The following is a 12,553-nucleotide window of genomic DNA, read 5'->3' on the forward strand; positions in this document are numbered from 1 at the left end:
AGATTTTTGCACATATCGCATTATGACTGTCTGAAAAAGCGTTAAGTATACCAGCATCCAATATTTATCAAGACTATTTACAGTACATTTTCCTTAAGTAAATGACATTGGGAGTGAACAGTAACATATTTATGACTGCTTTCGGTTAATATCTTCGGTGATTGTAGTGTTTACATCATCTTCATATTTTCGCATCTGGATCTGCATGGGGGTTGGATCAGCTGTCAGTTTTTTTCGACTGAAATGATTAAAGAAAAACAGTACACCAGCACCCAGACCAACAGAATAAGAGATTTCGAGAATGGTAAATCCGCCAGAAGGAGTTCCTGTAACCTGTTGATAGATATGGGAAAAAAGTCCCGGAACATTTACGTCGGCATTAAACGTCATAATTGAAAATGCTGAACCAAAAAAAGTAATAAGGCATACAAATATGATTTTTATGATCTGAAATACAGAGGTTTCAGATGCGGCAGCCTGATAAGTGAGAATAAAGTTTGTTTGTCCGAGGGGCGTGACAGTAAGAGAAGGCTCTTTTTTCTGGATCATTTCTACAAGATCCATAGAAGACATAACGTATCTGCCGGGCTTTTGAGGGTCAAAATTGATGACAGGCATGACTCTGAGCCGGTTCAGTATGCTGGAATTGCTGCAGGAAAGCCTGGCAATATCCTGAAGATAAACATGCGGCCGGTGTATCAGAATATTACTGTCAAGTTGCACATAAAGAGTATCAGACATAATTACTCCTTTCTGAAAAATCACTTTTTCATTTTGGGTCTGAAAATGAAACTGGCTATATAGGAAAAGATAAGCGCAGCAGAAACACCGGTAGCACAGGCTGTGAATCCACCTGTAAAGAGGCCGAGAAAACCATCCTGGTCGATCGCTTTTTGCATTCCTTTCCACAGAACCTGACCGAATCCTAGAAGAGGAACGGTAGCTCCGGCACCTGCAAATTCACTGAAAGGCTGATAAATGCCAAGAGCACTTAGCAGGACACCGGAACATACCAGAAGAACCATGACTCTGCCGGGAAGAAGTTTGGTTCTGTCGAGCAGGATCTGCACCAGTGCGCAGATCAGACCACCAATTATAAAAGCACGAAAATAATCCATAGTTCAGATCTCCTTTTTAAAATATCAAAATACAGAAATCAGGAAAAATTATTCTGAAAGAACAATCTGCTCAATAACAAGAGCATGTGCAATTCCCGGAACAGGTTCGCCTTCATTGAAGCTGACTTTGGAGAGCATGGCGCCTGTCGGTACAAAAAGAATTTTTTTCCATCCTCCGGAAACAATGCGGGGGAGAAGATAACTGGCAAGAACAGAGGCAGCGCAGCCACAGCCGCTTCCACCGGAGTGGGTGTCCTGAGTTTCATTGTCATAAATCAGAAGACCACAATCCTGATGCTGCAAAGTAATATCTACATTTTTTTTTGCAAGAAGATCAAGAAGAATCTGTTTGCCAACATTTCCAAGATCACCAGTGATGATCGCATCGTAGTCGGAAGGGGTGCGGTTAAAGTCATTAAAATGCTGATAGATAGTATCACATGCAGCGGGGGCCATACAACCGCCCATATTCAGGGAATCACGAAATCCAAAATCAACGACTCTTCCGGTAGTAAGACCTGTGATTGCGGCACAGCTTTTATCCTGCAAAAGAGGCTCACTTTTGGGAGTGGTTTTTCTACGTGGAGGAGAGGAACTGATGATGCAGGCTGCACTTCCGGTAACTGTCCAGGTTGCAGACAGAGGGCGTTGATTTCCGTATCCGAGAGGAAAACGGAATTCTTTTTCGGCAGTTGCGAAATGACTGGAGGTTGCGCAGAGGATATTTTTGCCATAACCTGCAGCGACAGCCATAGAACCAAGAGAAAGGGACTCGCCCATGGTTGAGCAGGCACCATAAAGTCCATAAAAAGGAATTCCAAGTTCTGCAATTCCGAAAGAGGAAGCGACAGTCTGGGCAAGAAGATCACCTGCAAAAACCATACGGATATCGGAAGTTTTTAATCCTGCTTTTGTGACTGCAAGAGAGGCAGCCTGCTGCTGCATGGTGCTTTCTGCTGCTTCCCAGGTATTCGTACCGAACATGGGATCATCGGAAATAACATCAAAGTAGTCTTTAAGGGGTCCTTCCCCCTCTTTTTCGCCTACAACAGAGGCGGCACTCCTGAAATAAACAGGGTGTGAAAATGCGATGCTTGCACTTCCTTTTTGAAGATTTTCTTTCATGAGAGTACCTCCAGCGATTTCAGAATATAGTAAATCAGACCAAGGATCCAGGAACTCATGATACCGTAAAGAATAACAGGACCGGCAATGGTGAAAATTTTGCAGCCGATACCGAAAACCTGTCCTTCGGCTTTGAATTCTATCGCGGAAGCTGCTACGGAATTGGCAAAACCGGTGATTGGAACAAGGCTTCCTGCACCGCCGAATTTGCCAATCCGTGAATAAAGATTCAGCCCTGTAAGGATCACGCTCAACAATATGAGAAGAAGAGAACACCAGTTTCCGGCGCTTTCTCTGTCAGCTCCCATATTCTGGGCAGTATTAAGAATTATCTGTCCCAGAAGACAGAAAGCCCCTCCGGTAAAAAAGGCTTTCAGCATATTCATGGGAAGGCTGTGTACGGGTGTAATGCTTTTGACATATTTTTCGTACTTGTCTGCTTTTGCAGATGGAATACTGGAAGACATAAAATCAACCTACCTTTCGAAAACAGAGAATTAAAGGTTTCTTTTGACTTTTACAATTTTTTTGCATATAATAGTGCTTACTGTTGACAAAAATAATAAAAGAATAAAGATCCCAGACATTTTCCAAGAGAAATGGAAATGATCACAGGTAGAAATCCTTCGGCGAGTTTTATCCGTCTGAAAAAAACCGGGAAAACATCCGCAATTTCAGCCAGTGCAAGTATCCATCCGCCAAGGAAGATCCCAGAGAAAAGACCGTAGAGGATCAGGCTCATCTGCTGACCGGGAATATGAAACTGAAAAAGATAAAACAGGTTTCCAAGAAAAATACCGGCAAGTGTCATATCTTCATATAAAAGTATAAATCTGGCTGTGTGCGTGATGCCTGCGTATCTTGGGACAATAGAGAGACCGATCATCAGACCTGCAACGCCACCGGCAATGACAATGCCGGAACACAGTCCGAAAAATATGAAAAAAATCAGCTGCCACATAAATGAGTTCTCCTTTAATAAAGCGATGCATATATCCAGTATGTGATAATTACACAAAAAAATACGCCAAATCTAAAAAAAGTATGAAATCCTGTACTTTTTGAGCCGTGGATAGTATAATTAAAATAATGGTGCTGTAAACAAAGTGAACAGTAACAAATGATTGAATAAGTTAAGAACTAGCATGAGGAGGTTTGCGTATGTATGACGCATATTCCCGTATGGAAATATTACTTGGACAGAACGGAGTAAACTGTCTGAGCAGTGCAAAAATTGCTGTTTTTGGTTTGGGGGGAGCAGGATCATATGCGGTAGAAGCACTTGCACGCTGCGGAGTGGGAAGTCTGACACTTGTAGATTATGATACAGTATCGCTTACCAATATCAACAGACAGCTGTATGCCCTTCAGTCAACCGTAGGTAAAAAGAAAGTACAGATTGCAAAAGAGCGCATACGGGATATTGATGATAATATTCTGGTTCATACTTACGAAACTTTTTATAATGAAGTTACAGCAGGTATGTTTGACCTGAAATCATATGATTATATAGTAGATGCAACAGATACCGTGCAATCCAAGATTCTGCTGATCAGGAATGCAACACTGGTCAGGACGCCTGTGATATCATGCATGGATACAAAAAACAAGATAAATCCTTCCAGATTTGAAATTGCAGATATCTCAAGAGTGAATTCTGACGCCATGGCAAAAAGCATTCGAAGAGAACTGAAGAAACAGGGAATTAAGAAAGTTAAAGTCCTTTTTTCCAGAGAAAGAACAAACAAAGCGTTAGAACTGCGAAACTGCCGCACACAGGCTGAGAACAGGATTTTGGGAAGTATTTCTTTTGTTCCAAGTGTGGCAGGACTTCTGATTGCCGGAGAAGTAGTCAGAGATATCCTTAAGGAGAAAAACAAAAATAAATGAAAGATAGAGGGACAAAATCTGTGAATGAAGATATAAAACAGAAATTTTGCCGCGAATTAGGAGAAGAACAGGTCCTTTTTGAAGAACCTATGAAACGACATACAACTTTTCGCATTGGAGGACCTGCAGAGGTTTTTGTAATGCCGAAAACAATAGAACAGGTAAAAACTGCAGTTAGAATCTGCAGAGAAGAAGACCTTGACTGGTTCGTTCTTGGGAACGGAAGCAATCTTCTGGTCAGTGATCAGGGATATCGTGGTGTGATTATTCAGATGGATCGAAATATAGGTCAGGTAACTGTGGAAGGAACAGAAATTCATGCGGCAGCAGGAGCACTTCTTTCTTCTATAGCATCGGCAGCGCGAAAAGCTTCTCTGACAGGATTTGAGTTTGCCGGCGGCATTCCGGGAACGCTTGGAGGAGCTGTTGTAATGAATGCCGGAGCTTATGGTGGCGAACTGAAAGATGTCCTGAAAGAAGTAACAGTTATGGACAGAGATGGAGAAATTCGTATTATCCCGGCAGATGAACTTGAGATGGGATATCGTACCAGTATCATCAAAACTGCTGGATATCTTGTTTTAAGTGCTGTTGTTTCTCTTGAAGAGGGAGACGGAGAGGCAATACTGAACCGTACCAGAGAACTTAATGAAAAACGTTCCGAAAAACAACCGCTTGAATATCCGAGCGCAGGCAGTACATTCAAGAGACCGGAAGGTTATTTTGCAGGTAAGCTCATTATGGATAGCGGACTTCGCGGATATACAGTCGGAGGTGCAATGGTTTCGGAAAAACATTGTGGATTTGTTATCAATAAAGGCGGAGCTACAGCGTCAGATGTATGTGAACTGATGAATCATGTCACAGAAGTCGTAAGAGAAAAATTCGGAGTTACATTAGAACCGGAAGTTAAGTTTCTGGGTGAATTTGACAGGAGATAAAAATGCGGCTGGTAATTGTAACAGGATTGTCGGGTGCCGGGAAATCAACGGCATTGAAGATGCTGGAAGATGATGGATATTTTTGTGTGGATAACCTGCCAATACCACTTGTGAGAAAATTTGTCTCGTTGATGTCCGGCTCGCAGGAAGAGGATATCCAGAATGCGGCAATAGGGATTGATGCCAGGAGCGGCAGGGCACTGGAAGAGCTGGCAGAGGTGCTGGACCGAGTTGAATCAGAAGGACAGAAATTTGAAATTCTTTTTCTGGATGCAGAAGACAGAGTTCTTGTCAAAAGATACAAAGAATCAAGAAGAAGTCATCCGCTTGCTATGAGAGGAAGAGTGGACGATGGAATCAGACTGGAACGTCAGAAAATGGAATTTCTGAAGGAAAGGGCAGATTACATTATTGACACCACACATCTGCTTACAAGGGAACTGAAAAAAGAACTGGACAATATTTTTGTAGATAATGGAAGGTTCTGCAATATGGTTATTTCCGTACTCTCTTTTGGATTTAAATACGGAATACCGGAAGATGCAGATCTTGTGTTTGATGTGAGATTTCTTCCTAATCCATATTATGTAGATGAACTCCGGCCGCTCACAGGAATGGATGACGGCGTCTTCGATTATGTTATGGATAATCAGGTTGCCAGAGATTTTGCAACGCGTCTTGTAGACATGGTGGAATTTTTGATTCCAAATTATGCAAGAGAGGGAAAAACCAGCCTTGTTATTGCTGTGGGCTGTACGGGAGGAAAACACCGGTCTGTGACTCTTGCAAGAGTTCTTTATAATAAACTTGTGGAGTCCAGAGAGTATGGAGTCAGACTGGAACACCGGGACATTGGTAAAGATGCTCTGTTAAAAAAATAAAAGAACAGGAGAATGGAATTGTCTTTTTCGGGGATGGTGAAAGAAGAACTTTCCAGGCAGATCAGTATGGCAAGACACTGCAAAATAGCAGAAATTGCAGCTTTGCTCAGTGCATGTGGCAGACTGACCTCAGATGGCAGACTGAAATTTCAGACAGAAAATCAGGTTGTCATAAGAAAATACTTTACATTACTTAAAAAAACATATAATATAGATACAGAAATATCCGTTCGGGAAAGTCGTCAAATGAAAAAAGGAAATGTTTATTTTGTGGAAATAACAGATCCGGTGCAGGTTGAGACTGTGCTTCAGGCAACGAAACTTTCTACGGATGAATCAGACGGGGAGACGCTTTATGCCGGAAATGGGCTAATCATGCAGCAGAGCTGTTGTAAGCGGGCGTTTATCCGGGGAGCTTTTCTGGCAGCGGGTTCGATCAGTGATCCTGAGAAAGGGTATCATTTTGAGATTGTAACCGGAGATGAAAGAAAAGCTGTACAGCTTCAGGAACTTATTCGCAGTTTTCAGATTGACGCCAAAATTGTTCTGCGTAAAAAATCACATGTGGTCTATGTGAAAGAGGGGGCGCAGATTGTGGATATGCTGGCAATTATGGAAGCAAATGTTGCGCTGATGAATCTGGAAAATATCCGGATTCTTAAGGAAATGCGCAATTCTGTAAACCGAAAGGTGAATTGTGAAACAGCGAATATAAATAAAACGGTTAATGCAGCAGTGAAGCAGATTGAAGACATAAGATTGATTGAGAGTACCACAGGCTTTCACAATCTGAGCGAGGGTTTGGCAGAAATCGCAGAACTGAGATTGCAGTATCCGGAGGCAACACTAAAAGAATTAGGTATTATGTTAAATCCGCAGGTTGGAAAATCGGGTGTTAATCATCGCCTGAGAAAATTAAGCGAAATAGCAGATGAACTACGGATGAACAAGGAGGATTTATTATGATTAAAAAGCCAATCACTATTCAACTGTCAACAGGTCTTGAGGCTCGTCCGGTTGCTCAGCTGGTGCAGGTAGCAAGCCAGTTTAACAGTGAGATTTATGTTGAGATTGGACAAAAAAAAGTGAATGCAAAGAGCATTATGGGGATGATGACTTTAGGACTTGACTCAGGAGAGCAGATTATTCTTTCTGCTAACGGTGAAGATGAAGAAGCTGCTATGACAAGTATTGAAAAATATTTGAGCAATCAGTAAACTGTTATAAAAAATATAAAAGTAAATTAAAAGCATTGCAGGAAAGAAGACCAGTTCCGATGCAATGCTTTTTTGTTTATTCTGAATGCGAAGAAAAATGATTGAAGATTGCCGGGTATATAAGTACAATCCACAGAACAACAATAAAATATCGTACAAAAGATGCGATAAGTGATTGTCCGATAACCGGCTTTAGACCAACCTGGATAAAAAGAGCGACCAGAAGACCGGATATGAAACGGATAAGGGCTTTACCAGTGGAAACAGGAAGACGGAAATTAATGTGTTTTGCTTCTATATAATAACCTAGAGAGAAAGCTAAACCTGCTCCAGAGGCTTTGATACAGTCGCGTGCATAACTGACATCTATAATACCGCTGTTGTTGAGAATTACAGCGTAAGATGTAAGAAAAATACAGGCGATGATCATGATAAGCGTAAGACGGAACTCTTTTCTGGTGCTACAATTACTTCTATATATAAAGTAGTAATTCAGAAGAACACAGATGAGTGAAATGATGAAAGATACCAGTACATCTTTTGGTGTATGACAGCCAAGATACATTCTTGAGAACATAACCAGGGCTATAATGGCACCGCAGAAAAATTTATATAATTTCCGGTGACAATACAAAATCCCGGTTCCAAAAAGAGCTGTGATACTCTGTGTATGACCGCTGGGAAAAGAATAACCGGTTGCATCAGGCAGCGCAGATGGAACAGCCTGAAAAGAAACTTCAAGTATCCAGGGGCGTGGAATTCGAAAAGTGATTTTCAGACCCTGTACAAGAAACCCTGAACTGAAATAAGAAAGTCCGAGGCAGTAGGCGAGCTTTTTGCTGCGACACCAGTAAAACCAGCAGATTACAGCGATTACAAATATTTCCTGGGCCAGATATGTAATGCCCTGAAAAAATATATCACACCCTGCACTGCGATGCTGTGCCAGAAATCGAAGAAAATCCATAGAACAACAATCCTTTCTATAATAATATGGGGATATTCATAAGGATATTATAAGTTGACCGTAGCCAAAAAACAAGGTATAATGGATACACTTAGTGAACACAAAAGAATAAATATATGTAAACCAAAGCGAGGGAGAAACAATGTCGAAATTTCTTAAATTTATTGTACATTTTGTAATAATCTGTACGATCGCCTGTGTGCTTGGTCTGGCGTTGCCGCCATTTTTTGGGATCGAAACAGTGATCGTGGATTCTTCGGAGAAGGCAACAAACCTGCCGTTTGGATCTGTGACTTATGCTATTCCGGTAAAGACAGATGAAATAAATGCAGGAGCACCGATTCTTGTAAAAAAGGACTCTCAGTCTTATCGATATAATATTGTCAGCATAGATAAAGGAAACAGTACAGGAGTTGTAATAGATCCGGATGCATCTGCACAGGAATCTATTAACGTTTCGATTAAAAACTGGGTTCCGAAAGTGGTGATCACGCTTCCGTTTCTTGCCTACCTTCTGGTGGCAACAGAAAGCACAGAAGGGATGATCGTTCTCGGACTTGCAATTCTTTTCCTTATCATTCTCTATGTAATTGCAGAACTTTGCAAGAAAGATCCTGAAGAGGATTATGAATATGAAGATGCAGAAGGCGGACGCGGACGTGTTAAGACTGCAAAGGAACTTAAAGCGGAAGAAAAGGCACGTGCAAAAAGAATGAAAGAGGAGGACAGAGAACTCCTTAATGGCGAAAAAGAGCGCAAAAGGAAAGCTCGTAAAGAAGAAAAGAAAAACCGTAAAAAAATCCGTACAGGTGGTTTTGTGGATGAAATATATGAAGACGACCTGGATGAAGAACCGGAAACATCAGAAGAGAACCAGTCAGGCGAAAGTGTGCAGGTTGCAACTTCCGAAGCACATGAACTTCTGAAAAAAGAAATTGCAGCAGCAACAGCAGATGAAAGTTCGGCGCCGGCTACATCGGTACAGGAAAAACTGGCAGATGTTACAGAAGAAATTCCGGATATTGAAGAATCGGAAGAGGAGCCTGAGATTCAGGAAAAACCGGTTGAGATTAAAAAACTGGCTATCCCGAGATATTCTGCTTCACAGCTTGCTGACAAAGCGAGAAAAGCAGGGGATACTCCTGATATTGTAAGAGATTCCATTACAAAGGTGACACTGTTTGATTATTCAGATATCATCGGTGGAGACGAAGAAACAGAAGAATAAATTGTATCTAAAAAAAAACAAAAAAGCCCTTGCATTATGCAGGGGCTTTGTGTATACTAATATCTGCTGTGACATGATAGCTATGAAGCGCGAGGTTGCTGTCTAAAGACAGGTTTTCCGTGGAGCGAATGTCAAGTTAGGAAACTGACGACAAGTCACTGTACAAGTTCAGAAACCATCAACGGGATGGACGTGTGTAAAGAAGTCGAAAGACACACACGGAGATGTGTACAGTCGCCGCTTGTCGTACTGCATAATTGAGTACGAATAGGAGGAGACTTTTTTTATGGCAAATCAGGTAATGAGAATCACTTTAAAAGCTTATGATCATCAGTTAGTAGATGCATCTGCAGCAAAAATCATCGACACTGTTAAAAAGAATGGAGCAACTGTTAGCGGACCGGTTCCGCTTCCGACAAAGAAGGAAGTTGTTACAATCTTAAGAGCTGTTCACAAATACAAAGATTCCAGAGAACAGTTCGAACAGAGAACTCATAAGAGACTGATCGATATCATGACACCAACTCAGAAAACAGTTGACGCTCTGTCAAGACTGGAAATGCCGGCAGGTGTTCACATTGATATCAAAATGAAAAACAAATAATTAATTTGTTTTTTGGTATCCGCAAGGATATTTCAAAATAACTATATGATTGCCGAATGGTAATCCGCTATAAGGAGGAAGAAAGAATGAAGAAAGCTATCTTAGCTACTAAAGTCGGAATGACTCAGATCTTCAACGAAGACGGTCTTCTGATCCCGGTGACCGTTTTACAGGCTGGTCCGTGCGTAGTTACTCAGGTTAAAACTGAAGAAAACGACGGATATACAGCAGTTCAGGTGGGATACGGCGACATCAGAGAAAAACTGGTGAACAAACCGGAAAAAGGACACTTTGAAAAAGCAGGCGTTTCTGCAAAAAGATTTGTTAAAGAATTCAGATTCGAAAACGCAGGTGAGTATGAAGTAGGTCAGGAAATCAAAGTTGATGTGTTTACAGCAGGTGAGCACATTGATGCAACAGCAGTTTCCAAAGGTAAAGGCTTCCAGGGTGCTATTAAGAGACACGGACAGTCCAGAGGACCTATGGCTCACGGCTCCAAATATCATCGTCATGCTGGTTCCAATGGTGCTTGCTCCGATCCGAGTAAAGTATTCAAAGGAAAACACATGCCGGGTCACATGGGAAATGTACAGGTTACTGTTCAGAATCTTGAGATCGTTCGCGTAGATGCAGAGAACAATCTTCTGTTAGTTAAAGGTGCTGTTCCAGGTCCTAAAAAATCTATGGTGACAATCAAAGAGACAGTTAAGTCTTTATAATTGAGAAAGGAGGAGCATCAGAATGGCAAACGTAACAGTTTATAATATGGAAGGCAATGAAGTTGGAACAATGGAACTGAACGATGCAGTGTTCGGCGTGGAGATCAATGAACATCTTGTTCACCTTGCTGTTGTTCGTCAGCTTGCAAATAAACGCCAGGGTACTCAGAAAGCAAAAACACGTTCTGAAGTAAGCGGCGGCGGAAGAAAACCGTGGAGACAGAAAGGAACAGGTCATGCAAGACAGGGTTCCATCCGTGCACCACAGTGGACAGGCGGCGGTGTTGTATTTGCACCGGTACCGAGAGATTATGAAGTAAAAATGAACAAAAAAGAAAGAAGAGCAGCTCTCGCTTCAGCTCTGACATCTAAAGTTCAGGACAATAAACTGGTTGTTGTAGACAGCCTTGCACTTGCAGAAGTTAAGACAAAAGAAATGCAGAAGGTTCTTACAAACCTGAAAGCTGACAAAGCTCTTGTTATTACAGCAGCAGATGATAAAAATGTTGTTCTTTCTGCAAGAAACATCGCAGATGTACAGACTGCAACAGTAAGCACTATGAATGTATATGATGTTATGAAACATAACACAGTAGTGGTTACCAAAGATGCAGTAGCATCCATTGAGGAGGTGTATGCATAATGGCAAACATTAAATATTATGACGTGATCCTGAAACCAGTCATCACTGAAAAATCCATGAACGCTATGGGTGAGAAAAAATACACATTCCTGGTACATCCGGAAGCAAACAAATCACAGATCAAAGAAGCTGTTGAGAAAATGTTCGAAGGAACAAAAGTTAAGAGCGTAAACACCATGAACATGGACGGTAAAAAGAAACGCCGTGGCGCAGTTGTTGGTAAAACAGCAAAAACCAAAAAGGCTATCGTAGCTCTGACAGAAGAAAGCAAAGATATCGAAATCTTCGAAGGATTATAATTCCAGGCTTTCTGTAAGATATATGCTGGAAAGCATGATAACTAATATTCGAAAGGAGAAACATCATGGGAATCAAAACCTATAACCCATATACACCTTCCAGAAGACATATGACTGGATCTGATTTCTCTGAGATTACTACAAACGCTCCAGAAAAATCACTGGTTGTATCTCTGAAGAAGAACTCTGGTCGTAACAATCAGGGTAAAATCACTGTAAGACACCGCGGAGGCGGAAGCAGAAGAAAATACAGAATCATCGACTTCAAGAGAAGAAAAGATGGAATTCATGCAACTGTAAAGAGCATCGAGTATGATCCGAACAGAACAGCAAACATCGCTCTGATCTGCTATGAAGATGGTGAAAAAGCATACATCCTTGCTCCTGAAGGACTTAAAGTCGGACAGAAAGTAATGAACGGACCGGAAGCTGAAATCCGTGTAGGTAACTGCCTGCCACTGGAAATGATCCCGGTTGGTACTATGGTTCATAACATTGAGCTTCATCCTGGAAAAGGCGGACAGATGGTTCGTTCCGCAGGAAACGGTGCTCAGCTTATGGCTAAAGAAGGAAAATATGCAACACTGAGATTACCTTCTGGTGAAATGAGAATGGTTCCGCTTAACTGCCGTGCTTCTATCGGCGTTGTTGGAAATGGTGACCATAACCTTATCAACATTGGTAAAGCTGGACGTAAACGTCACATGGGTATCAGACCTACAGTTCGTGGTTCCGTAATGAACCCGAATGACCATCCGCATGGTGGTGGTGAAGGAAAGACTGGTATCGGTCGTCCTGGCCCGTGTACACCTTGGGGCAAACCTGCTCTTGGTCTGAAGACCAGAAAGAAGAACAAACAGTCCAACAAGCTCATCGTAAGAAGACGCGATGGAAAAGCTTTATCCAAATAATAAGGAGGGT

Annotated in this window: 17 protein-coding genes; 11 read left to right on the plus strand and 6 right to left on the minus strand. The window is 41.7% G+C overall.

Features of this window, described 5'->3' with window-relative positions; translation table 11 throughout:
- Nucleotides 1-129: 129 nt before the first annotated feature.
- The 5 genes from ACTNB8_RS12905 to ACTNB8_RS12925 form a co-directional block, all read right to left on the minus strand.
- Complete coding sequence (locus tag ACTNB8_RS12905; protein WP_441055330.1) at nt 130-741, minus strand: stage V sporulation protein AA; 612 nt, start codon at nt 739-741, stop codon at nt 130-132.
- 20 nt (nt 742-761) lie between these two features.
- Nucleotides 762-1,118, minus strand: a complete 357-nt coding sequence (locus ACTNB8_RS12910; RefSeq protein WP_296157581.1) for a SpoVA/SpoVAEb family sporulation membrane protein — start codon at nt 1,116-1,118, stop codon at nt 762-764.
- Between the two features lie 48 nt (nt 1,119-1,166).
- Nucleotides 1,167-2,243 carry a stage V sporulation protein AD gene (locus ACTNB8_RS12915; RefSeq protein ID WP_441055332.1) on the minus strand — a complete coding sequence of 359 codons (1,077 nt, stop codon included), beginning with the start codon at nt 2,241-2,243 and terminating at the stop codon, nt 1,167-1,169.
- Nucleotides 2,240-2,710 carry a SpoVA/SpoVAEb family sporulation membrane protein gene (locus ACTNB8_RS12920; RefSeq protein ID WP_441055334.1) on the minus strand — a complete coding sequence of 157 codons (471 nt, stop codon included), beginning with the start codon at nt 2,708-2,710 and terminating at the stop codon, nt 2,240-2,242. Before ACTNB8_RS12920 ends, ACTNB8_RS12915 begins: the two co-directional genes overlap by 4 nt.
- 77 nt (nt 2,711-2,787) lie before the next feature.
- On the minus strand, nt 2,788-3,204 hold the full coding sequence (locus tag ACTNB8_RS12925; protein ID WP_441055336.1) for a stage V sporulation protein AB: 417 nt from the start codon (nt 3,202-3,204) through the stop codon (nt 2,788-2,790).
- 200 nt (nt 3,205-3,404) lie between these two features.
- Between ACTNB8_RS12925 and ACTNB8_RS12930 the strand changes: the two genes are divergently transcribed.
- The 5 genes from ACTNB8_RS12930 to ACTNB8_RS12950 are packed head-to-tail and all read left to right on the plus strand — an operon-like array spanning nt 3,405 to nt 7,172.
- Nucleotides 3,405-4,133 (plus strand): tRNA threonylcarbamoyladenosine dehydratase, encoded by a 729-nt coding sequence (locus ACTNB8_RS12930; protein WP_441055338.1) that lies wholly within the window; start codon nt 3,405-3,407, stop codon nt 4,131-4,133.
- Entirely contained in the window at nt 4,130-5,074 is a 945-nt protein-coding gene (gene murB / locus ACTNB8_RS12935) for a UDP-N-acetylmuramate dehydrogenase (RefSeq protein ID WP_441055340.1), read from the plus strand. The genes ACTNB8_RS12930 and murB overlap by 4 nt, the downstream gene beginning before the upstream one ends.
- A gap of 2 nt (nt 5,075-5,076) precedes the next feature.
- Nucleotides 5,077-5,955, plus strand: coding sequence for an RNase adapter RapZ (gene rapZ / locus ACTNB8_RS12940; RefSeq protein WP_441055342.1), 879 nt, complete (start codon nt 5,077-5,079; stop codon nt 5,953-5,955).
- Between the two features lie 18 nt (nt 5,956-5,973).
- Nucleotides 5,974-6,921, plus strand: a complete 948-nt coding sequence (gene whiA / locus ACTNB8_RS12945) for a DNA-binding protein WhiA (protein WP_441055404.1) — start codon at nt 5,974-5,976, stop codon at nt 6,919-6,921.
- Nucleotides 6,918-7,172 (plus strand): HPr family phosphocarrier protein, encoded by a 255-nt coding sequence (locus tag ACTNB8_RS12950; protein WP_441055344.1) that lies wholly within the window; start codon nt 6,918-6,920, stop codon nt 7,170-7,172. The genes whiA and ACTNB8_RS12950 overlap by 4 nt, the downstream gene beginning before the upstream one ends.
- Before the next feature lie 76 nt (nt 7,173-7,248).
- Here ACTNB8_RS12950 and ACTNB8_RS12955 read toward each other — a convergent pair whose 3' ends face one another.
- A complete protein-coding gene (locus ACTNB8_RS12955) occupies nt 7,249-8,139 on the minus strand; it encodes a phosphatase PAP2 family protein (RefSeq protein ID WP_441055346.1) in 891 nt (296 codons plus the stop codon).
- A 142-nt stretch (nt 8,140-8,281) separates the two neighbouring features.
- On the opposite strand from ACTNB8_RS12955, the gene ACTNB8_RS12960 reads away from it, so the two are divergent.
- The 6 genes from ACTNB8_RS12960 (at nt 8,282) to rplB (ending at nt 12,543) form a co-directional block, all read left to right on the plus strand.
- Entirely contained in the window at nt 8,282-9,367 is a 1,086-nt protein-coding gene (locus ACTNB8_RS12960) for a hypothetical protein (RefSeq protein ID WP_441055348.1), read from the plus strand.
- Nucleotides 9,368-9,653: 286 nt separating this feature from the next.
- Complete coding sequence (gene rpsJ, locus ACTNB8_RS12965; RefSeq protein WP_161283914.1) at nt 9,654-9,971, plus strand: 30S ribosomal protein S10; 318 nt, start codon at nt 9,654-9,656, stop codon at nt 9,969-9,971.
- A gap of 86 nt (nt 9,972-10,057) precedes the next feature.
- On the plus strand, nt 10,058-10,690 hold the full coding sequence (gene rplC, locus ACTNB8_RS12970; RefSeq protein WP_441055350.1) for a 50S ribosomal protein L3: 633 nt from the start codon (nt 10,058-10,060) through the stop codon (nt 10,688-10,690).
- 22 nt (nt 10,691-10,712) lie between these two features.
- Complete coding sequence (rplD, locus tag ACTNB8_RS12975; protein WP_296157565.1) at nt 10,713-11,333, plus strand: 50S ribosomal protein L4; 621 nt, start codon at nt 10,713-10,715, stop codon at nt 11,331-11,333.
- Entirely contained in the window at nt 11,333-11,632 is a 300-nt protein-coding gene (gene rplW / locus ACTNB8_RS12980; RefSeq protein ID WP_296157564.1) for a 50S ribosomal protein L23, read from the plus strand. The genes rplD and rplW overlap by 1 nt, the downstream gene beginning before the upstream one ends.
- 65 nt (nt 11,633-11,697) lie before the next feature.
- Nucleotides 11,698-12,543, plus strand: coding sequence for a 50S ribosomal protein L2 (rplB, locus tag ACTNB8_RS12985; RefSeq protein ID WP_441055352.1), 846 nt, complete (start codon nt 11,698-11,700; stop codon nt 12,541-12,543).
- Nucleotides 12,544-12,553: the final 10 nt, after the last annotated feature.

It is taken from the genome of Blautia sp. HCP28S3_G10 (genome assembly GCF_052065235.1).
In the GTDB taxonomy this organism is placed as follows: domain Bacteria; phylum Bacillota; class Clostridia; order Lachnospirales; family Lachnospiraceae; genus Blautia_A.